This is a genomic window from Streptosporangium carneum, assembly GCF_027922005.1.
Classification (GTDB): domain Bacteria; phylum Actinomycetota; class Actinomycetes; order Streptosporangiales; family Streptosporangiaceae; genus Streptosporangium; species Streptosporangium carneum.
In genome coordinates, this window is record NZ_BSEV01000009.1 from 41068 (window position 1) to 62222 (window position 21155).

A 21155-nucleotide genomic window follows, 5' to 3' on the forward strand; every position below is an offset into this window, starting at 1 on the left:
TTCACTTTTGTCTATATAAGTGAACTTTTGGCTAGACGGATGGAGGGGGCAGGGGTGCTCCGGGTAGGCAGGAGAGAAGGGCGGGGACAACTGGGCGTCCGATCCGCCCGATCCGCTCGAACGCCGGGCCGCCGGTTTCGCCGGGTCGCCGGGTCGCCGCGAGGCCAGGGGCGACCAGAGGGGAGCCGGGGCGCGGAGACGAGAGGAGCCGGACATGGCAGATCCACGTCACGCACGACCGCAGGACTCCCAGGACCGGCCGCCGCAGCCGACCCCGCCCCAGCCGCGTCAGGGGTCGCCGCGAACGCCGACGCCACCGGCGCCGGGACCGACGGCGCAGGCGGCGTCGGCTCCGGAGCGGCCGGCGGAGCCCGAGCCCACCGCCTGGATCGGCTGGGTGATGTTCGCCGGCCTCACGATGATCGTCGTAGGAGGTTTCCAGGCCGTGATGGGCCTGGTGAGCATCTTCAACACCGACTTCTACCTCATCATCGCCAACAAGCTGGCGGTCCCCGCCGACTACACCACCTGGGGGTGGACTCACCTGATCATGGGAGGCGTCGTCGCCGTCATCGGCGTCGCCCTCATGGCGGGCACGACGTGGGGGCGGGTGGCCGGAGTCGTCGTCGCGGCCCTCCAGGCGATCGTCAACTTCGCCTGGTTCCCCGCCTACCCGCTCTGGGCGATCATCGTCATCGTCGTCGACATCCTGGTGATCTACGCGCTGGCCGTCCACGGCGGGGAGATGAAGACGTACAACGCGAGACGCGACAGCCGGCGCATCTGAACCCGGGGTCACCGCGGTCCGGCCGGGCCGGCCCCCGTAGCACGGAGAGGCGTGGCGCCGACGCGAGTCGGGCGGGGTGCTCGGCCCTGCCGCGGGTCCCCGCCGCAGGAGCGGGCGGATGAGCGTCAGGGAGGCCGCCGCCGGGCCGCGCGTCGTGGCCATGACGGCCGAGCACGCCGACCAGGTACTGGCGATCTACCGGCTCGGTGTCGACGAAGGCCAGGCCACCTTCGAGACCGGCGTGCCGGCCTGGGAGCGCTTCGACGCGTCGAAGCTTCCCGGTCACCGGCACGTCGCCCTGGACGAGGCCGGGCGGGTGCTCGGCTGGGCGGCGGCGGCCGCGGTCTCCGACCGGCAGGCCTACGCCGGGGTGGTGGAGCACTCGGTCTACGTCCATCCCGACGCCCGCCGCCGGGGTGTCGCCACCGCCCTGCTCCGCGCGCTGATCGCCTCGACCGAGGCGGCGGGGGTCTGGACGATCCAGGCCGGGATCTTCCCCGAGAACACCGCCGGCCTGGCCCTGCACGCCCGCCTCGGATTCCGGGTGGTCGGCACCAGGACGCGCATCGGGCGTCACCACGGCGTGTGGCGCGACGTCGTCCTGGTCGAACGCCGCAGCCCTGTCGTCTCCTGAGGGCACGCCCGAGTCTTCGACGGTCCGAGCAGCCGGGGGAGGGCTGTGCCGGTCGGTGCTGCTCGGGGACCGGTAAGGAACGTGCCGGTACTGAGCTCCAAACAGCGTTGATCTTGTTGTGATCTGCCTGGTCAGTGCTGGACGGCCATGACGTGCCCCTCCACGATGAGCTCGCGGAGGAGTTCGTCGAAGGCGCCGAACATGGGGAACCGCAGATGCCCCGACGGCGTGGATGTGTCGATTTCAGAAGCCCTCTGGGTAGACGTCAGAAGTCATCTGCAACGGGGCACATGTCAGATCAGCGCTTGAGAGCCCGATACTTCTTGAGCAGAGCGGTGATCCGCTCGTAGTTCGCGTCGCCGTTCAGCTCGGTCAGCAAGTCGTCGGGGCACAACTCGTAGAGATCTCCCCACCATCGGCGTGCCTTGGCGTCCCAGATCCGATAGCCACCCGGCACTCCTCTGGCCACATACCGTCTTCTACTCACTGACTGCCTCCGAGCCGTTGTCCTCGGGGGTGTAGCCGCAACGTCGTGGTCTGCAAGGGTAACGTTCGGCCCCCTTCGGCGGACAGTTCACCGGGTCACCCTTATGAGACGGCATCCACACAGGTCGCGTCCGCCCGCTCTTCGAGATCGGGGGTGTCCGATGACCGATCTCCTGACGGAGGCCGTCCGCGTCTCGTCCGTCGTCCCGAATCCGAGGTGAAGTTCCCGGGCCGGACGCGCGACGAGCCGATCCTTCCTGCCGTCGGGGATGTCGGATCCGCCTGCCATACTCACCGCGATCATGAAAGGGAAGAACCGGGGAGATCGATGCGCAAGATCATGCCCGCGGATTACGCGTGGGAGAACGACTGGCCGGAGGAGATCTACACCGTCACCTTCGTCCGCGGCCTGGACGAGCGCGAGACGCTCCGGCGATTCGGCGTGGCCGACGACAACATCCATCCAGCGGACGACGAGGAGGTCATGGAGCGCGTCGAGGAGACCGACGGCTGCTGCGACATGCTGCTGGTGACCCGGGCCGGCGACTGGACGATCGCTTTCGAGTACAGCGGCTGGGAGGGGACCCGGCCTGAGACCCTGCGCGAGCTGACCCGCAACGGCGGTGAGGCCGTCTCTGTCATGCGCCACAACTACGCGACGCACGACTTCACCCACGCCGCGGACGGCCGGATCCGGACGGCCTTTCGCCCGCAGACGCCCCAGGAGCGCTGGGGCAGCCACCCCGACGCGTTGAACGAGGACATGCGCGAGCTGGGCCTGGAACCCGAACCGGATGAGGAGTTCCCATACGTGTCCGGCTCCGTTCCTGCGGCCCTCGCCCTGGCCAGTCGTATCTGCGGGGTGCTGTTCACCCCCGCACTGCTGGACGGGCCGCTGCTGGGCGGGGTCATCACCGACCCGGTTCCCGACGATCCCCGGGAAGGTGACCCGCTCGCCAGGCACGGCCTGCGGGCCTTCGACCGGAAGCTCGCCGAGGCCATCGACGACGCCTCTCCTGACCTCCAGCGGCGGGCCGCGGTCGCCGAAGCCCGCCGCCAGTGTGAGCTGGCCGGCGTGGCCGACCATCCGGTGCTCGCCGCCGCGCTGGCTTCGGCCGAGCGGGGCGAGACGAGGCCGGTCGGGCACGACTCCCCGCTCGCCGAGCTCATCCGCGGCTACGAGTCGGAGCTGACCGGCCATCCGATCGACGGGGCCACCGGCGAGTGGACGGCGAACCCGGCCGCGGATCCGCATCGCTCCCCGGGTGACAGGCGCCCCATCTTCTCCGTCGATACCGGGACCGGCATGCCGGCCTGCCCGAGCTGCAGGTGGCATCACCGCCCGGGCGAAGCGGAGCGGGAGGCGGTCCGGCCGCGCTGGCAGGCGGTGACGTCAGTACGCCACGCCCTGTCACCCGACGCCAGGAGGGCCGCCTACAGCACCCACTTCGCCCTGGTCCACGGGGGGCAGGTCATGGCCGACCCCGACCACGCGGCGGCCGTCACCGCGACGCTGCGCGCAGCCTCGCCACAGCGGACCCCCGATCCTGCGGATCAGGACAGGAAACGCGTGGCGGACGCGGGCTCACTCGACCCCCACGGCCCGTGAGCGACATCCGGCTCCCGTCTCCGAAAGGCGGCGGTCCTCCCGCGGGCCTTCACGGCGCGAGCGCCCGGTCCCGGAATCGCACGGGCGGTCACGCTCCTCCCGGTCCTCCGCGAAGATCTTCCTCGGCCCGCTCGACGACGACGAAAAGAGACCACCACATGGATGGCCGACGGTCCTCGGCCGCTGAGGTGTACAGGCACTATCGGCGGCTTGTCGGCGAGCCCGTGCCACCCGCACTGGATGTGGCGTTGTGCTGGACGGTCGTCGTCCCCAACGCCGGCGCGGTGCCTCTCACCGTGGAAGACGTCGGTACCCGATTGAGCGGGGGCGCCGGGCACGAGGTCCACGAAGCGGCCGGCCTCGACGTCGTCGACCTGCCCGACCACCGCCTGAATCCGCCTCCGGTGGCCGTGGACCGGGCCGGGTCAGCGATCGTCTTGTACGGGCTCGACCATCTCGGAGTGCCTCCTGCGGTGACTCGGTCCCTGAGCGCGAACGCCCGCGTCTACAACGCCTGGTGGAACGTCAACTGCGTGAACCATCTGTCCCTCGCCGTCGACGGCGAGGTTCTCCTGTCGATCGACGGGCTGTTCCCCGGGCGCCCCGAGGACCACCCGAACCTGGCGTGGTGGCCGGAGTTGACGGCGATCAACGACTTCTTCCTCGACTACGAGGACACCGCCTGCACCGGGAGGGACGACAACTGGGACTGGCAGGCGGGCTTCCTGGCGGGCATCGAGTTGGCTACAGGGGTGCGGCTGGACCGCAGGTGGTTGAATGCGGAACATCCCTACCTGACCTTCTCAGGCCCTGTTGAGCACTGAACGCCCAAACTCGTTCGGCAGGCCTGTCCGGAGCGGCCGTCCCGTGGCATCCGGATCCGTTCGATCGCGCGAACCGAGCGCGGGCGAACTCGGGAAGCGGAGAGGCCGACCTCGTCCAGCAGTCGGCGGCGCACCGGTCAGCCTGATGGTCTTCGTGCCGGACGTCACCGGCTCCGCCGAGCGGGCCGTAGCCGCCGGAGCGGATGTCATCCGGCCGACGGAGACGCGGTTCCACGCAGAAGCCGGTGGCGAGCCGGTTCAGTGCTGTTCGGTCTCGTCCCTCAGCGTGGTGCTCACCTTGCTCGCCGGGGGAGCCTTGACGGTGACCCTGCCGCCCCAGCCCGCGAAGCGGGTCTCGACGTTGATCGTCCTGCCCTCCCAGTCGTCGCTGTCGAACACGCCCGTGGCGCGCCACGAGGTGGTCAGACGCCTGGGGTGCCGGTCACGGTCCAGGGTGAGCCTGAAGGTCACCGCGGTCTTGTCGCTCGCCCGGATCGGCAGCGTGGTCCGGAACCAGTGCGAGACCTCGGCGAGCTCGGCGAAGGTGACGGTTCCCGAGTAGACGCCGCCGGAGCGCTTGGCGTGCCTGAGGAGGGTGCCTAGGGTCGCGGGCTCGGCGGTGTTCACGATCTGGCCGAACCAGGCGCCCGCGTCGACGACGTCCTTGTCCGTCCTGTACCAGGTCTTGCCCTTCGGCAGCCGCGCGCCGTACGAGCCGCCGGAGACGTAGCTCGTGACGCCGATGCGGATCGTCCGCTGCGGGGCGAACCGGTCGCCGACCCACGCGGGCCGGTCGCCGGCCTTGGCGGCGGGCTTCGAGCTGATGTCCGAGGCGGCGACGCCGTCCTTGCCGAACTGGAAGGAGCCGGTGCGCCGCACGAGGGGGGTGCTTCCGCCGTCCTCGGTCACGGCGCTGAGGTCGGTGAACCTCACTCCCATGCTCGGCACGCCTCGGCTCTGCGCCGTCTCGGCGCCGCCGGTCGAGGAGGCCTGGGCGGCGGGTGCGAACGCGAGCGCGGCGGCCGCGGCGACCGAGACGCCGCCGATCAATCGTTTCATGTGGGTTCCCCGTGATCTGTGCAGAGGGGGAAATCCTGCCAGATATGGATCATCCATATCCATCCGATGAGCCGTGCCGATACCGCGCGAAGGATCTTCCCTGATTCCGGGCCTCGGCCGCCGATCCGCGAACCCGCCCCGAAGGCCCGCCCCCGGCCCCGCGGGCCGGCTTCCCCGCCGCCCGAGACCTTCATCGCGCCTGGTGGGCGGGGTGACGGCGGGCGGCGGTCCCGCGGCGGGCCGTCGTGTCCCGGGTCGTCGGCGGTCACCGAAAGCAGCCTCACCGTCACCCGCCATGACCGTGCATCCGGGGCCCTGACCGCCAACCGGCGTCCATGAAGCGCTGATTTCTGTGTAACTTCTCTTTTAGAGATCTTGGGGGAGAGACGTGATCAGGCGGTCTGGGACGGGCGAACTGCCCACGGAAGCCACGAGCTTCGTGGGACGCAAGGAGGAGGTTCGCCAGGTCAGGCGTCTGCTCCAGGTCTCCAGGCTGGTCACCGTCACCGGTGTCGCGGGCATCGGCAAGACCAGGGTCGCCATCAAGGCCGCGTCCAGCGTGCGCCGCTCCTTCGCCGACGGCGTCAAGTTCGTCGAACTGGCGGGGGTGAGCGATCCCGCACGCCTCGAACAGGCCGTGGCGCAGGCGCTCGAGCTGTTCGACCTGTCCGCCAAGCCGGACGCCGAGGTCCTGGCCGAGCGTCTCCGCGACCGGCGGACGCTGCTGGTCCTCGACACCTGCGAGCACCTCGTGGACGCCTGCGCCCGGCTGGCGCAGACCCTGCTCGAGAGCAGCCCGCAGCTGCGGATCCTGGCCACCAGCAGGCAGTCCCTCGGAGTGCCCGGCGAGCACATCGTGGCCCTTCCGCCGATGTCCCTGCCGGGACCGCGGGCCGCGGGATCCGTCGGCGCGCTGTCCCGGTGCGACTCGGTCGCGCTGTTCGTCGAGCGGGTGGAGGCCGTCAACCCCGCCTACGCGCTCACCCGGGAGAACGCGGAGGAGGTCGCCGAGATCTGCACCAGGCTCGACGGCATCCCGCTGGCCATCGAGCTGGTCGCGGTGCGGATGCGCGCGTTCACGCTCGGCCGCATCCGCGACCTCCTCGACGACCGGCTCTGGCTGCTGTCAGGCCGTACGGCGAGCGCGCGGCACCCGACCGTCGGCGCGACCGTCGACTGGAGCCATGACCTGTGCACTCCCGACGAGCGGCTGCTCTGGTCGCGGCTGCCGGTCTTCGTCTCCGGCTTCGACGCCGCCGCGGCCGAGGGGGTGTGCGCGGACGAGGCGCTGCCCGCCGACCGGATCCTTCCCACCCTTCTCGGCCTGGTGGACAAGTCAATCGTGATCCCGGTCAAAAGCGACGAGGGAACGGTCTACCGCCTGCTGGACATCATCAGGGAGTACGGCGCCGCCAAGCTGGCCGAGACCGGGGACGAGCACTGGTTGCGCCGCCGTCACCTGCGTCACTACTTCGAGCTCGCGCTCAGGGGCAAGGAGTCCGGCCGCCACGGCGACCAGCTGGCGACGTGGAGCCGCGTCCGCAGGGAGTGGCCCAACCTCCGCGCGGCCCTCGACCTGTGCGTGGCGGACCCGGCGCTGCGGGAGACGGGCCTGATGATGGCCGCGGCCCTGTGGTACCTCTGGGTGGCCTGCGGGATGCTCAGGGAGGGCCGCGACCAGCTGGAGCGGCTGCTCGCCCAGCCTCTGCCGGGAAGCCACGCGTGGTCGTGGGGGCTGCTCACGCTCGTCTACGTCGCCAACGCCAGGGGCGACGTGGAACAGGCGCGGCTGCTGCTGGAACGGTGCAGTCTCCACTGCCCGCCGGGCACGCCGGGCGGCGAGCTGGTCCAGCTCGTCCAGACCAAGATGAGCGGCACCCTGGCCTCCGTCGAGGGCGACCCGCGGCGCGCGGAACGCATGCTCGGCGAGGTGATCGAGCGGCTGCGCCCCAACCGGGAGCTGCCGGAGGTGCTCCTGCCCGCGATGGTCGAGCTGGGCACGAGCCTGGTCCTGGGCGGCGAGCCGGAGGCCGCGGGGAAGATCTTCATGGAGTGCAGGCTGCTCTGCGACGACCTGGGCGAGGTCTGGGTGAACGCCCACGCCGACCACGGCCTCGGCCTGGTCGCGCGGGCCGAGGGCGACGCCGCCCGCACGATCGCGCACACGCGTGACTCCCTCCGCGTCAAGAGGCACTTCTCCGACACCATAGGCGTCGTCTCCTGCCTGGAACTGCTGGCCTGCGCCGCGGCCGAGGAGGGCGACCTGGCCAGGGCCGGTCGGCTGCTCGCCGCGGCCCGCGCGGAACGGATCGACAAGGGCCTGCTGGAGCAGGGCAACCCGATGCTGATCGAGGAGAGCGCCCGCTGCGCCGAACTGGTCGGCCAGGGCCTGCCGCGCAGGGAGGCGGAGGAGGCGGCCAGGGAGGGGGCCGCGTTCGGCCTCGACGGGGCGATCGCCTACGCGCTCGGCGAGGAGGCGGAGGGCTTCGCCGTACGGCGCGACTCCCGCTGGGCGCCGCTCACCCGGAGGGAACGGGAGGTCGCCGAGCTGGTCGCCGAGGGGCTGACCAACCGGCAGATCGCCCAGCGTCTCGTGGTGGTCCAGCGCACCGTCGACTCCCACGTCGAGCACATCCTCGCCAAGCTCGGCTTCTCCGCGCGCACCCAGATCGCCGCGTGGGCGACCAGACGGCGCAGGGGAAACGCGTGACGGCTTCCCGGCAGCGCCCCGCCGGACGTCCGGTCGGGAGTCTCGCCGGACGTCCGGCGGGGAGTCTCACCGGACGCCCCGCCGGGCACGGAGCATGAACACCGCGCGGAGGCAGGGGAACCTGCCGGTGGACCTGTCCAGCTTCGTGGGGCGGGCGGAGGAGCTGGCCGAGGGGCTGCGGCACCTCGCGGAGGCCAGGCTCATGACCGTGACAGGCCCCGCGGGGGTCGGCAAGACCCGTACGGCGCTGCGCCTGGCGGCCAGGCTGGGCCGCCGCTTCCCCGGCGGGGTGTGGCGGGCCGAGCTGTCCGGGAGCGGCGACCCCGCGGCCACGCTCGCCGAGGCGCTCGAACCGCCCGGCCCGCCCACCGCGCGGGAGATCGCCTCCGTCCTGCGCGACCGGCGGACGCTCATCGTGCTCGACACCTGTGAGCACCTTCCCGGCGAGGTCGCGGAGCTGGTGGAGACCCTGCTCGGCGGAGCGCCCAGGGTCGTGGTGGTGGCCACGGGACGCAGGGCGCTCGGCCTGCCGGGGGAGCGGGTGCTGGAGCTCGCGCCGCTGCCGCTCACCTCGGCCGTGCGGCTGTTCGAGGACAGGGCCATGGCGGTCGACCCCGGCTTCGCGCTGACCCCCGCCGTCGCGCCGGTGGTCGCGGAGATCTGCGGCAGGCTGGACGGCCTGCCGCTGGCGATCGAGCTCGCCGCCACCCTGGTGCGGTCCATGTCCGCCAGGGACCTGCTGGAGGGGCTGCGGCACCGGCTCACCCTGCTGACCGGGGTCAGCAGGACCGCGCTGCCGCGCCACCGCGACCTGCGGGCGGCCGTCCAGTGGAGCCGGGACCTCTGCGACGACGAGCAGCGCGAGCTGTGGACGCTGCTGTCCGCGCTGCCCGGGTCCTTCGACCTGGCGGGCGCGGAGGCGGCCTGCGGCGTCGGGTTCCCGGCCGAGCGGGTCACGCGGGTCCTCGCCGAGCTGGTCGCGGGCTCGATCGTGCTCCGCGAGCCGGGCAACCGCTACCGGATGCTCGAGGCGTACCGGGAGCTCGGGGTCGAACCGTCGGGCTCCCCGTGGCGGCCCGCCGTGCAGCGGCCGTTGCGGGGCGGGGGGCGGCTGCCCTCCCCCCGGCAGGCGGACAGGGCGGCGCGTCCCGTCAGCGGCGCCCTGAGCGCCAGGGAACTCCAGGTCGCCGAGCTCATCACCGAGGGGCTGTCGAACCCGGAGATCGCCGTGCGGCTGGACATCGCGAAACGCACGGTGGACGCGCACGTCCGCAACATTCTGGCCAAGGGAGGCCTCGCCTCCCGCACACAGGTCGCCGCCTGGGTCGCGGAAAGCGATCCACGGTCCGAATAGGCACATCGCCCGATGCGGGAACGGCCGGACGACGGTCATGATGGACGCGGCCAGTGGGACACCGTGTGCTCCAGCGTTCCGCAGCGTCGGGCGGTCTCGAGGGAGGGGTCCCCTTCCGTCCGAAGTCATGTTGGGGTGTTCCCTGTGTCGGGCGTGACCCACTGGCCGACCAAACCTCCCGCGATCTCAGCGCCGGCCCGCCGGCCTCGCGGTCCTCGCGTCTGGCGGGACAGCCCTTTCGCATCTGGTAGGACAAGTGGGTGACCCACAGCAGCCTCCCACCAGACGACGACGCCCTGCTGCCGCTCGACGCCGTACGTGAGAGGCCCGCGCCCGTCGCCGTCCCGCCTGCCAGGGGGGTTCCGGAGTCCGCGGAGACGCTGCCGGTCGCGCGGGTCGCCGTGGACACGCCGCTGCCGCACCTCGACCGCCCGTTCGACTACCTCGTCCCGGCCTCCATGGACGCCGACGCGGCGCCGGGCACACGGGTCAGGGTCAGGTTCGCGGGAAAGCTCGTCGACGGCTTCCTGCTGGAGCGGGCCGAGGCGAGCGAGCACACGGGCAAACTGGCCAGGCTGGAGCGGATCGTCTCGCCGGAACGCGTGCTCACCCCCGAGATCGCGCTGCTGGCCCGCGCCGTCGCCGACCGCTACGCCGGGACTCTGGCCGACGTGCTCAGACTGGCCGTCCCCCCGCGTCACGCCAGGGTCGAGGCCGAGACCCGGGACGAGCCCCACGACCGGGCTCGGGAGGAGGCGGGGGAGGAGGGCCGGGGCGAACCGGGGCCGTGGGCCGACTATCCGGACGGGGAGTCGTTCCTGGCGGCCCTCGCCGAGGGCCGCTCGCCCCGCGCGGTGTGGACCGCGCTGCCCGGAACGGGACAGCGAGGCCCCGGATGGCCGGAGGCGGTCGCCGTGGCCGTCAGGGAGACGCTCCGCGGCGGCAGGGGAGCCCTCGTCGTCGTTCCCGATGGAAAGGACGTGGCGCTGGCGGACGCGGCGCTGAGCGCCGTCCTGGGGCCGGGAGCGCATGTGGCGCTCACCTCCGACCTGGGACCCGCCGAACGTTACCGCCGCTGGCTGCGGGTGGTCAGAGGGCGGGTGAGCGCCGTCGTGGGCACGAGGGCCGCCGCCTTCGCCCCGGTCAGGGACCTCGGTCTCGCGGTGATCTGGGACGACGGCGACGACCTGCACGCCGAGCGGCTCGCGCCGTACCCGCACGCCAGGGAGATCCTCGCGCTGCGCGCCCACCACGGTCGCGCGGGCCTGCTCATCGGCGGATACGCCCGTACGGCCGAGTCCACCAGGCTCGTCGCGACCGGTTGGGCCGGTCCCATCGCCGCCGCCCGTGAGACGGTCAGGGAGAGGGCTCCGAGGGTCCGCCCCGCGGGGGAGGACTCCGAGCTGGCCAGGGACGAGGCGGCGAGGGCCGCCAGGCTGCCCAGTCTCGCCTGGCGGGTGCTGAGAGCCGGTCTGGAGACGGGCCCGGTGCTGGTGCAGGTCCCCCGGCGGGGTTACCTGCCCGCGCTGGCCTGCCAGAGCTGCCGGGCCACCGCGCGGTGCGGGAGCTGCGGCGGGCCGCTCGCGCTCCGCGGCGGGCACGCCGCGCCGTACTGCCGCTGGTGCGGCCGGATCGCGGGAGACTGGCGCTGCAGGGCCTGCGGCACGGCCAGGATGCGGGCGCAGGTGGTCGGCGCCCGCCGTACGGCCGAGGAACTCGGCAGGGCCTTTCCCTCCGTGCCGGTCAGGACCTCCGGCAAGGAGGGGGTGCTCGCGGAGATCGGCGCGGCGCGCGCCCTGGTCGTGGCCACCCCGGGGGCGGAACCCGTGGCCGAGGGCGGCTACGCCGCGGCGGTGCTGCTGGACGGGTGGGCCCTGCTGGGCAGGCCCGACCTGCGGGTCGCGGAGGAGACGCTGCGCCGGTGGATGAACGCCGCGGCGCTGCTGCGGCCACGGGCGGAACTGGTCGTGCTGGCCGACTCCTCCGTGCTCGCCGTGCAGGCGTTGCTGCGCTGGGACCCCGTCACCCACGCCGAACGTGAACTGGCCGAGAGGACAGAACTACGTTTTCCCCCCGCGGTAAGAATCGCCACACTGACGGGCTCTCCCGCGGCGGTGCGGGAAATGCTCGGCGAAGTCGCGCTGCCGGAGGGGGCGCAGGTGCTCGGACCCGTCCCCGTCGACACGCCCAGGGGCGATCAGGTGCGGGAACGTGCCATGGTGCGGGTCTCGCAGGCGGGAGGATCGGCGCTCGCCGCGGCGCTGAAGGGGGCCGTCGGCGTGCGCTCGGCGCGCAAGTCTCCGGAGGTGGTCCGGGTGTGCATTGACCCCCTGGACGTCATTTGAGTTGTTTCCCCGATTCGCGGTGCTGACAGTAAGCCGTTAATTTTCCTCTGTGTCGATCGAATGGGTGAATCGGGCCGTAGACGATCTGCGTGCGTGGGGGCGTGCGCACGGCCTGGACGTTGACGTGGACGAGGTGCGTCTGCTCTGCGACTACGCCAGCGACTATCTGGACGTGAACGAGCTGGGTGACTTCACTCCGGTCACCTTCGAGGAACTGCTGCTCAACATCTACCCGCGCAAGGTCATCGCCCCGCCGGAGAGCGCTTCGGAGACCGTCGCGGCCGCGCGCACCCTGGTCGACTTCCTCCTCTCGACCGAGGAGATCGGGGGCAAGATGGCGGCCCGCATGCGGACCGTCCTGGACCGGATCGAACCCGAGATGCCGATTGCGCTCGCCGACACCTCCCGGTTCGGCATGGCGAAGAGCCTGTTCAGCGCGATGGGCGCAGACTCCCTCGAGCAGGGCGGCCCGCATCCCGGCGCGGAGAGCCCCGAGGAACGCTCCGCGGAGGAACCCGCGACCGGGATCTGCGACTGCCCCGGATGCTCCCCCCTGCCCCCCGTACGGCTCGCCTCCCGCGAGGCGCTCGCCGAGGGGGCCCTGCGGGTCCCGCTGGTGACCGACGTGCGGCGGCTGGTGCAGTGGATGCTCGCCGGGGGCCGCACCCCGACCGTCAAGGGACGGCTGAGGGTCCGTGACGCCGCGGAGGCGACCGCCCAGCTCGCGGTCGCGGACCCCGCCCTCCTGTGGGACCTGGCGGTCTACGCCGGGCTGGTCGAGGTCGAGGGCGTCGCGATCTTCGACGCCGACGCCCCCGACCCGCTCGACACCTGGGCGGCCGTGGTCGAGTTCCTCGTGGAGAAGGAGACCCGCGGGGCCGTGACCGGCGCCCCGGCCCTCGACGAGGAGCTCTACGGCCTGTGCGACATGCTCTACCGGCTGCAGGCGCCGGTTCCCGTTCCCATCGTCATGGAGTACATCGAGGGGATCGGGCTCACCGACGAGGGTGAGATCGACCTCGTCGAGGTCGTACGGAGGCTGGCCTACTGCGGCGTCGTCGAGGCCGACGAGGAGAACCTGACGCTCACCCCGGCGGCGGTGTGGGCACTCAGGGAGCTCTACACCGGCCTGGGCATGGAGGCGCCCGAGGCGGCCGACCTCGCGGCCGTCGACGCCTCCGAGCTCATCGAGGGGCTGCTGTCCGGCATCCCGACGGAGATGGCCGAGGCGGACATCGAGGCATGGCTCGGGGGCAGGACCGCGGAGGAGGCGGCGGCCCAGCTGCTGGGTGCCGTCTCCGGCGCCCCCTCCGTCGCCAGGGGCATCGCCGTGACGATCGTCGACCGGCTCGGCCCGGACGCCGCGCCCGCGGTGCGGCGGCACCTGGAGGAGGCCGAGCTGCGCCCCCACGTCATCCACTGGCTCTCCGCCCGTGGCCTGGCCGCCCCCGCCCTCACCCAGCAGGAGGTGCTCTGGATGAGCGTGGACACCCTCGCGCTGGCCATCTCCGCCGCCGAGGACGACCCGGAGAGCTTCGCGGAGAACATGGCGGCCTCGGGGCCCCCGGCGCACGTGATCGACGAGATGTGGCGGGTGGACCACCCGGACGTCGTCCAGGTCCTTGAGCTGCTCGGTCGTTCCCTGAACGACCAGAACATCGCCAAGGCCGCGCGCAAGGCGGCCTTCAAGGCGAGATCCCGCGCGATCGGCTAGCCGTACACCCGTGGGGCTCCGGTGCAGTAAGTTTCACGAGTGGCAAAGAGCGGGAACACCGGCAACGTCTTCGACCTCGGCGAGCTGCGCAGGCTGGTCGGCGAGCTGGGGGCGGGGCCCGGAGAGCTGCGCGCGGCCGTGCTCGACGCGGTCGGCGCCACCGACGCGGTCGACGACTGCGACTGCCCCGACTGCGGCACCGAGGTGCTGAGCTTCCCCCCGGTCGAGCTGGCCGCCGACGGCGAGCTGGCGGCGGCCGTGCTGAAGGTTCCCCTGGTGCTGGACGCCCAGCGGCTGGCCGCGTGGACCGGCACCAGGGAGGTGACTCCCGAGGGGCTGCTGCCCGACCCCTTCCTGGCGTGCGCGGAGCTCGGGGTGCCCAGCCCGTCGAGGCTGCACCTGCTGTGGGTCGTCGCGGTCAACACGGGCATGCTCCGCATCTCCCGGGGCGTGGCGACGGCGGGCCCGCTGGCCCTGTCCGCCGAGCTGCCCCACAGGGCGGCGCTCGAGTTCTGGGACGGCGTGGTCATGGACGTCCTGGACCGCGCGGACGAGAGCCTGACCGGCTCGGCGGTCGTGGACGACCACCTCGCCGAGATGCTCGCCACGATGTACGCCGTGAGCGAGGGACTGTCGACCGTCACCCTGGTCAAGGGCATCCTCCAGTCGCACGAGGTGGCCTGTGAGGCCCGCCCCGCGGAGATGCGGGAGCTGGCCGCGGCCCTTCCCGGCGAACTGGAGAGCGCGCTCGCGCTCCTCGGCTACTGCGGGCTCATCGAGCTGTCCGAGGCGGGCAGGCCCAGGCTGACCCCGCTCGGCGTGTGGGCGGTGCGCCAGGACCTGATCCGCGAGGGCCACGACGCGCCCACGGGGGCCGAGGTGGCTGTCTTCGCCGACCTCGGCGGCACCGAGCTGGTCGACGCCATCATCAAGCGCTCCGCCGCGCCCAGCGCCGTCACCGTCTGGCTGGAGTCGCGCAGCCCGGAGGCCGCGGCCCGCGAGCTGGTCGGGATCGCCGCGACGGGCACGGCAGGCCAGCGCGGCACCGTGGGCACGATCCTGGAGGAGCTGGGCCCGGAGGCCGAGCCTCCGCTCAGGGAGGCGCTCGCCGAGCCGAGCATGTGGCGTTACGCCGCCTCCTGGCTGCACATCCGCGACCTGCCCGCGCCGCCCCTCACCCCCGCGGACCGCACCTGGATCGCGGTCGACACGCTCGCCTCGCTGGTCCAGCTGGGCAAGGCGGCCGAGGCGATGCGCGAGTTCGACGCCCTCGAACCCGGCGAGGACCTGGTCAGGGTGGTGGAGGAGATGGCGCTGGCCGACCACCCCGACACCGTCGCCGTGCTCGACCTGCTGGGCGCCCACCACAGTGACGCGGCCGTGGCCAAAGCCGCCCGCAAAGCCGCCATGAAGACCCGCTCCCGCCGGTCGTAGCACCCCGCTCATCGCGACGCCGCCAGGCGTCACAATCGACAGGGAAGATCCGAAGGACGTGGTCAGGCCCCTTACACTGGGGGAATCCCCGAAAAGCGTGAGGAGAGCCTGTTGGCCATTCAGCCGATCCGCCTTTTCGGCGACCCGGTGCTGCGCACGCCGGCCGAGCCGGTGAAGGACTTCGACAAGGAGCTGCGCAAGCTCGTCAAGGACCTCACGGACACGATGATGGACGCGCCGGGAGCGGGGCTCGCGGCGCCGCAGATCGGAGTCGGGCTGCGGGTCTTCACCTACTACGTCGACAAGCAGCTCGGGCACCTGATCAACCCCGACCTCGACCTGTCCGACGACAAGGACGAGGAGGGGGAGGAGGGCTGCCTGTCCTTCCCCGGGCTGTCCTATCCCACCCCCAGGGCGATCCGGGCCGTGGCGACGGGCTTCAACATGCACGGCGACCCCGTCACACTTGAGGGCACCGATCTCATGGCCCGTTGTTTCCAGCACGAGACCGACCACCTCGACGGGGTGCTGTTCATCGACCGGATGGACTCCAAGCAGCGCAAGCTCGCCATGAAGGAGATCCGGGAGGCCGAGTGGACCGGCCTCTCCGCCCCCGCGTTCAAGTTCTCCCCGCACGCCACCCAAGGGAAGGCTCTGTAGGACCTTGCGCCTGGTCTTCGCCGGAACCCCGGAAACCGCTCTGCCCTCGCTGAGGGCCCTGCTCGACTCGCCGCGTCACGACGTCGTCGCCGTCGTGACCCGCCCCGACGCCCAGTCGGGCCGGGGCCGCAAGGTCCACCCGAGCCCCGTCGCCGAGCTGGCGGAGGAGGCGGGGATCGAGGTCCTCAGACCGCACAGGGCGGGGGACCCCGAGTTTCTCGACCGGCTGCGGCTGATCGATCCCGACTGCTGCCCGGTGGTGGCCTACGGCGCGCTGCTGCCCCAGGCCGCCCTGGACATCCCCCGTCACGGCTGGGTCAACCTCCACTTCTCGCTGCTGCCCGCCTGGCGCGGCGCCGCCCCCGTGCAGCACGCCGTGCTGCACGGCGACGAGATCACCGGCGCGGCCACCTTCCAGATCGTCAAGGAGCTCGACGCGGGCCCGGTGTACGGCGTGGTCACCGAGGAGGTCAGGCCGGCCGACACCAGCGGGCAGCTGCTCGCCAGGCTCGCGGAGTCGGGAGCGGGGCTGCTGGCCGCGACCCTCGACGGCATCGAGGACGGGAAGCTGGAGGCGGTGCCCCAGCCCTCCCAGGGGGTGAGCGTCGCTCCGAAGATCGCCGTCGAGGACGCCAGGGTCGACTGGTCGGCGCCCGCCATGCGGGTCGACCGCCTGGTCCGGGCCTGCACGCCCGCGCCCGGCGCGTGGACGGAGTTCCGGGGGCATCGGCTCAAGCTCGGTCCGGTGCGGCCCGCGCCCGACGCGCCCGCTCTCGCCCCGGGGCTGCTCTCGGTCTCGAAGACCTCGGTGCTGGTCGGCACGGCCACGCACCCCGTCGAGCTGGGCGAGGTGCAGCCGCAGGGCAAGCGCCTGATGGGCGCGGGGGAGTGGGCCCGCGGCGTGCGGCCCACCGACGAAGATCGGCTGGGTTAGGGACATGGGAGATCGGGGGAGCGGCGCGGGCGCTCAGCGCGGGGGCGGCCGTGGTTCTTCCGGCCACCCGCGGGGCGGCCAGACGGGCGCGCAGGGCGGCAGGGACAGGCACGGGTCCGGTGGAGGCCGGGGCAGGGGTCCCCGCCCGCCCAGGCCGGTCCGTGACGAGGCGAGGAACGTCGCCTACGACCTGCTGCGGGCGGTGGACGAGCGGGACGCCTACGCCAACCTGCTGATGCCCGCGCTGCTGCGCGAACGCCGCCTGTCGGGGCGGGACGCGGGGCTGGCCACCGAGCTGGCCTACGGCACCCTGCGCGGCCTGGGCACCTACGACGAGGTCATCGCGGCCTGCAGCGACCGGGCTCCCGAGGACCTGGACCCGCCGCTGCTCGACGCCATCCGCCTGGGCGTGCACCAGCTGCTCAAGACGCGGGTCCCGCCGCACGCGGCCGTCGGCACGACCGTCGACCTGGTGCGTCTGCGGGTGGGGACCGGCGCGTCGAAGTACGCCAACGCGGTGCTGCGCAAGGTCTCCACCCGTTCGCTGGAGCAGTGGATCCCGATCGTGGCCCCCGACCCGGTCGAGGACCCGGTCGGTCATCTGGCGGTCGCGCACAGCCATCCCCGCTGGATCGTCACCGCGCTGCGCGACGCCGTCGGCGGCGACTTCGACGAGACGGCGGCCCTGCTGGCCGCCGACAACGAGCGGCCCCGCGTCACCCTGGTGGCCCGCCCCGGACGGGCCTCCGTCGAGGAGCTGCTCGCCTCGGGCGCCCAGCGGGGCGACCACTCCCCCTACGCGGCCTACCTGCGCGAGGGCGACCCCGGCTCCATCCTGGCGGTCGCCGAGGCGCGCGCCGCCGTGCAGGACGAGGCCAGCCAGCTTGTCGCGCTGGCCCTGACGCGCGTCCCGGTGGCGGGCGGCGACACGCGCTGGCTCGACCTGTGCGCGGGTCCCGGCGGCAAGGCGGGCCTGCTCGACGCCATCGCCGTCCACGGCGACCAGGCGGGCCTGGCCGACGTCGCCGCCCTGGGCGGCAGGGGCGGCCAGGCCGCTCTCTCCGGCGCCCCAGAGGAGCGGAGCGGGGCCCCGGGCCTTCCCGAGGCCGCCGGGGCGTCGCCCGAGGGGCGGGCACGGTCGCGTCCCTCGGCCTTTCCCGGCGGGGCGCATCTGCTCGCCGTCGAGCTTCAGTACCACCGCGCCCGTCTGGTCCGGCAGGCCACCCGTGAGGCCGCCGTCGTCACCGCCGACGGCACGCTTCCCGCGTGGCGGCCCGGGGTCTTCGACCGGGTCATGGTCGACGCCCCCTGCACCGGTCTCGGCGCCCTGCGCCGCCGCCCCGAGGCCCGCTGGCGCCGCGACCCCCGCAGTCTCCCCGACCTGGGCAGGCTCCAGCGCGACCTGCTGTCCTCCGCTCTCGAGGCCGCCCGTCCGGGAGGAGTCGTCGCCTACGTGACCTGCTCGCCGCATCTGGCGGAGACCGTGACCGTGGTCGACGACGTGCTGCGCCGCCGCGACGACGTCGAGGTCCTCGACGCCCGCGACTACCTTCCCGAGGTCGAGGGACTGGGCGCGGGACCGCATGTCCAGTTCTGGCCACATCGCCACGGTACGGACGCGATGTTCCTGGCCCTGCTGCGCCGTCGCTGAGACGCCCTCCCCCTCCGGTTCTCCGGCCTTTCCACTGGTCGGCCATGGTGGCGGTTTCGTCGTGCCGTCACCGCCGCCTCGTGGCCGCCGCTGTGACCGGTGGGGAAGGTGTTTCTTAAGGGACATATGTGGTGGATTTGAATGGTGTGAAGAGGGGTGTTACGGAAGGCCGTATACGGGCGTCACGTTGAGATACGGATGGTACTGCTGAGAGTGTGTGGCAATTGCCTACAAAATGTGGGGGTTGTCGAATGTGCGGGATCTCCGGCTGGGTGGACTTCGAGCGTGACCTCGGGCGGCTGCATGACACCTCGCAGGCCATGACGGACACGATGGCCTGCCGCGGACCCGACGACGAGGGACTGTGGACCGCCCCGCACGCCGCGCTCGGCCACCGCAGGCTCGCCGTCATCGACGTCGAGGGCGGCCGCCAGCCCATGGTCGCCGACGAGGACGGCAGGCCGCTCGCCGTGCTCGTCCACAGCGGAGAGCTCTACAACTTCCGCGAGCTGCGCGACGAGCTGTCCTCGCGCGGCCACCGCTTCCGCACCCGGAGCGACACCGAGGTCCTGCTGCGGGCCTACCTGGAGTGGGGAGACGACCTCGCCGCCCGGCTGAACGGCATGTTCGCCTTCGCGATCTGGGACGTCCGCCGCGAGGAACTGCTGCTGGTGCGCGACCGGATGGGCGTCAAGCCGCTGTACTACCACCCGACCCAGTCGGGGGTGCTGTTCGGCTCCGAGCCCAAGGCGATCCTCGCCAACCCGCTCGCCCAGCCCGCCGTGGTCGACCTCGACGGGCTGCGCGAGATCTTCGCCCTCAGCAAGACGCCCGGGCACGGGATCTACCGGGGGATGTACGAGGTGCGTCCCGGCGAGCTCATCCGGGTGAGCCGGGCGGGCCTGAGCCGCCGCTTCTACTGGCGGCTCGAGGCCCGCGAGCACACCGACGACGTCGAGACCACCGTGCGGACCGTGCGCGAGCTGCTGGACGACATCGTCGAGCGCCAGCTCATCTCGGACGTGCCGCTGTGCAGCCTGCTGTCCGGCGGTCTCGACTCCAGCGCCGTCACCGCGCTCGCGATGGGGCAGCTCCAGGCCCGGGGGAACGGCAGGATCCGCTCCTTCTCCGTCGACTTCGTCGGATACAACGAGAACTTCAAGCCCGACGCGATGCGGGCCACCCCCGACACGCCGTACGTCCTCGACGTCGTGCGGCACATCGACGCCGACCACACCGGCATCGTGCTGGACTCCGCGGACCTCATGGACCCCGCCACACGCGCGGCGGTCCGGCGGGCACGCGACGTGCCGAGCAGCCACGGTGACATGGACACCTCCCTCTACCTGCTGTTCAAGGCGATCAGGGAGCACTCGACCGTGGCCCTGTCCGGCGAGTCCGCCGACGAGGTCTTCGGCGGTTACCGGTGGTGCCACGACCCTCTCGCGATCAACGGCGACACCTTCCCGTGGCTGGCCATCCCGGGCATCGAGGAGTTCAGCGGCGCGGCGGGGATCCTCGACGCGGGCCTGCTGCGGGAGCTCGACCTCCAGACCTACCGCGCGGACCGCTACCGAGAGGCCCTGGACGAGGTGCCCCGGCTGCCGGGCGAGAGCGGCCTGGACAGGCGCATGCGGGAGATCGGCTACCTGAACCTCACCCGGTTCATGCAGAACCTCCTCGACCGCAAGGACCGCATGAGCATGGCCGTCGGCCTGGAGGTCCGGGTGCCGTTCTGCGACCACAGGCTCGTCGAGTACGTCTTCAACATCCCCTGGTCGATCAAGACCTTCGACGGGCACGAGAAGAGCGTGCTGCGCGCCGCCACCGCCGACGTCCTGCCGCGTTCGGTGGTGGAGCGCCGCAAGAGCCCCTACCCCTCGACCCAGGACCCCGCCTACGACCGGGCCCTGCGCGCGCAGAGCGCGGAGCTGCTCGAGCGGGAGGACGCCGCCGTCGCGCCGCTGACCGACCTCGGCAGGATCAGGGACCTGCTCGACCGTCCGGAGACCGCCGGAGGGCCGGGGACCCGGGCGGCGCTGGACGGCTTCCTCGGCGTCAACGCCTGGCTCGAGGACTACGCCGTGCAGCTCAAGCTCTGAGGCCGTGGGGGAGGGCGGGAGCCGCAGGGCCGGGGGATCCGGCGATCCCGCCTGCCGGTGGCCCGCCCTCCGAGCCCTCGCAATAGACTCGGCCGCACTATGGCCGTACAGATCTCGCCCAGCATCCTGTCCGCCGACTTCGCCCGCCTCGCGGAGGCGGCCGCGGCGGTCCCCAACGCCGACTGGCTGCACGTGGACGTCATGGACAACCACTTCGTGCCCAACCTGACACTCGGGCTTCCGGTCGTGGAGTCGCTGCTCAAGGCGACCTCGACGCCGCTCGACTGCCATCTCATGATCGAGGACCCGGACCGCTGGGCTCCCGCGTACGCCGAGGCGGGGGCGGGCAGCGTGACCATCCACGCGGAGGCGGCCAAGGCGCCGGTCCGCACGCTGCGGCAGATCCGCGCGGCGGGCGCCCGCGCCGGGCTCGCGCTGAATCCCGCGACGCCGGTCGAGCCGTACGAGGACCTGCTCGGCGAGATCGACATGCTGCTGCTGATGACCGTCGAGCCGGGCTTCGGCGGGCAGAAGTTCCTTGACGTGGTGCTGCCCAAGCTCCGCAGGGCTCGCGCGCTCGTCGACAGCCACGGAGGCCAGGTCTGGCTGCAGGTGGACGGCGGGGTCTCCGCCGAGACGATCGAGCGCTGCGCGGAGGCGGGGGCCGACGTGTTCGTCGCGGGCAGCGCCGTCTACGGCGCGGAGGACCCGGCACGCGCGATCGAGGAGCTGCGGACGCTGGCGGAGAAGAAGAGCTGACCCCTCCCGGCCCCGCCGTCCGCGGGGCCGTTCGCGAGGCGTCCACGGGCGGCGGCCGGCCTCTCGCCGGGCCGCTCGCCCAACGGCGCCGAG

Annotated in this window: 16 protein-coding genes; 14 read left to right on the forward strand and 2 right to left on the reverse strand. The window is 72.5% G+C overall.

Annotated elements, in window-relative coordinates:
* The first annotated feature begins 214 nt into the window (after positions 1-214).
* Together PKF00_RS20485 and PKF00_RS20490 are read left to right on the forward strand one after the other, a co-directional pair.
* Positions 215-787: a DUF7144 family membrane protein gene (locus PKF00_RS20485; protein ID WP_271219189.1), complete on the forward strand. Its 573-nt coding sequence runs from the start codon at positions 215-217 to the stop codon at positions 785-787.
* Between the two features lie 118 nt (positions 788-905).
* Positions 906-1421, forward strand: a complete 516-nt coding sequence (locus PKF00_RS20490; RefSeq protein ID WP_271219190.1) for a GNAT family N-acetyltransferase — start codon at positions 906-908, stop codon at positions 1419-1421.
* 298 nt (positions 1422-1719) lie between these two features.
* Here the strand turns inward: PKF00_RS20490 and PKF00_RS20495 are convergent, their stop codons facing one another.
* Positions 1720-1908, reverse strand: a complete 189-nt coding sequence (locus PKF00_RS20495; protein ID WP_271219191.1) for a hypothetical protein — start codon at positions 1906-1908, stop codon at positions 1720-1722.
* Between the two features lie 327 nt (positions 1909-2235).
* Between PKF00_RS20495 and PKF00_RS20500 the strand changes: the two genes are divergently transcribed.
* Both PKF00_RS20500 and PKF00_RS20505 read left to right on the forward strand, forming a co-directional pair.
* Entirely contained in the window at positions 2236-3516 is a 1281-nt protein-coding gene (locus PKF00_RS20500; RefSeq protein ID WP_271219192.1) for a DUF6461 domain-containing protein, read from the forward strand.
* A gap of 158 nt (positions 3517-3674) precedes the next feature.
* Positions 3675-4340 (forward strand): DUF6461 domain-containing protein, encoded by a 666-nt coding sequence (locus PKF00_RS20505; protein WP_271219193.1) that lies wholly within the window; start codon positions 3675-3677, stop codon positions 4338-4340.
* Positions 4341-4598: 258 nt separating this feature from the next.
* On the opposite strand, the gene PKF00_RS20510 is transcribed toward PKF00_RS20505, so the two are convergent.
* Entirely contained in the window at positions 4599-5399 is an 801-nt protein-coding gene (locus PKF00_RS20510) for a hypothetical protein (RefSeq protein ID WP_271219194.1), read from the reverse strand.
* A gap of 388 nt (positions 5400-5787) precedes the next feature.
* On the opposite strand from PKF00_RS20510, the gene PKF00_RS20515 reads away from it, so the two are divergent.
* The 10 genes from PKF00_RS20515 (at position 5788) to rpe (ending at position 21062) form a co-directional block, all read left to right on the forward strand.
* Positions 5788-8109 (forward strand): ATP-binding protein, encoded by a 2322-nt coding sequence (locus tag PKF00_RS20515; protein WP_271219195.1) that lies wholly within the window; start codon positions 5788-5790, stop codon positions 8107-8109.
* A 94-nt stretch (positions 8110-8203) separates the two neighbouring features.
* A complete protein-coding gene (locus PKF00_RS20520; protein WP_271219196.1) occupies positions 8204-9463 on the forward strand; it encodes a LuxR C-terminal-related transcriptional regulator in 1260 nt (419 codons plus the stop codon).
* Between the two features lie 260 nt (positions 9464-9723).
* On the forward strand, positions 9724-11808 hold the full coding sequence (locus tag PKF00_RS20525; protein ID WP_271219197.1) for a primosomal protein N': 2085 nt from the start codon (positions 9724-9726) through the stop codon (positions 11806-11808).
* Positions 11809-11932: 124 nt separating this feature from the next.
* On the forward strand, positions 11933-13522 hold the full coding sequence (locus PKF00_RS20530; protein ID WP_271219198.1) for a protein kinase family protein: 1590 nt from the start codon (positions 11933-11935) through the stop codon (positions 13520-13522).
* 39 nt (positions 13523-13561) lie between these two features.
* Entirely contained in the window at positions 13562-14956 is a 1395-nt protein-coding gene (locus tag PKF00_RS20535) for a hypothetical protein (protein ID WP_271219199.1), read from the forward strand.
* 111 nt (positions 14957-15067) lie between these two features.
* Complete coding sequence (gene def, locus PKF00_RS20540; protein ID WP_271219200.1) at positions 15068-15616, forward strand: peptide deformylase; 549 nt, start codon at positions 15068-15070, stop codon at positions 15614-15616.
* 4 nt (positions 15617-15620) lie between these two features.
* Positions 15621-16550, forward strand: a complete 930-nt coding sequence (gene fmt / locus PKF00_RS20545; protein WP_271219201.1) for a methionyl-tRNA formyltransferase — start codon at positions 15621-15623, stop codon at positions 16548-16550.
* A 4-nt stretch (positions 16551-16554) separates the two neighbouring features.
* Entirely contained in the window at positions 16555-18201 is a 1647-nt protein-coding gene (locus tag PKF00_RS20550; RefSeq protein ID WP_271219202.1) for an RsmB/NOP family class I SAM-dependent RNA methyltransferase, read from the forward strand.
* A 251-nt stretch (positions 18202-18452) separates the two neighbouring features.
* Positions 18453-20303: an asparagine synthase (glutamine-hydrolyzing) gene (gene asnB / locus PKF00_RS20555; RefSeq protein ID WP_271219203.1), complete on the forward strand. Its 1851-nt coding sequence runs from the start codon at positions 18453-18455 to the stop codon at positions 20301-20303.
* A gap of 99 nt (positions 20304-20402) precedes the next feature.
* Entirely contained in the window at positions 20403-21062 is a 660-nt protein-coding gene (gene rpe, locus PKF00_RS20560) for a ribulose-phosphate 3-epimerase (protein ID WP_271219204.1), read from the forward strand.
* The last annotated feature ends 93 nt before the right edge of the window (positions 21063-21155 follow it).

Bases quoted from the DNA above. Each gene is read 5' to 3' on its own strand.
- PKF00_RS20520 (WP_271219196.1), top strand. From the start codon at position 8,204: ATGAACACCGCGCGGAGGCAGGGGAACCTGCCGGTGGACCTGTCCAGC.
- PKF00_RS20505 (WP_271219193.1), top strand. From the start codon at position 3,675: ATGGATGGCCGACGGTCCTCGGCCGCTGAGGTGTACAGGCACTATCGG.
- PKF00_RS20500 (WP_271219192.1), top strand. From the start codon at position 2,236: ATGCGCAAGATCATGCCCGCGGATTACGCGTGGGAGAACGACTGGCCG.
- PKF00_RS20490 (WP_271219190.1), top strand. From the start codon at position 906: ATGAGCGTCAGGGAGGCCGCCGCCGGGCCGCGCGTCGTGGCCATGACG.
- PKF00_RS20510 (WP_271219194.1), bottom strand. From the start codon at position 5,399: ATGAAACGATTGATCGGCGGCGTCTCGGTCGCCGCGGCCGCCGCGCTC.
- asnB (WP_271219203.1), top strand. From the start codon at position 18,453: ATGTGCGGGATCTCCGGCTGGGTGGACTTCGAGCGTGACCTCGGGCGG.
- PKF00_RS20550 (WP_271219202.1), top strand. From the start codon at position 16,555: ATGGGAGATCGGGGGAGCGGCGCGGGCGCTCAGCGCGGGGGCGGCCGT.
- PKF00_RS20485 (WP_271219189.1), top strand. From the start codon at position 215: ATGGCAGATCCACGTCACGCACGACCGCAGGACTCCCAGGACCGGCCG.
- rpe (WP_271219204.1), top strand. From the start codon at position 20,403: ATGGCCGTACAGATCTCGCCCAGCATCCTGTCCGCCGACTTCGCCCGC.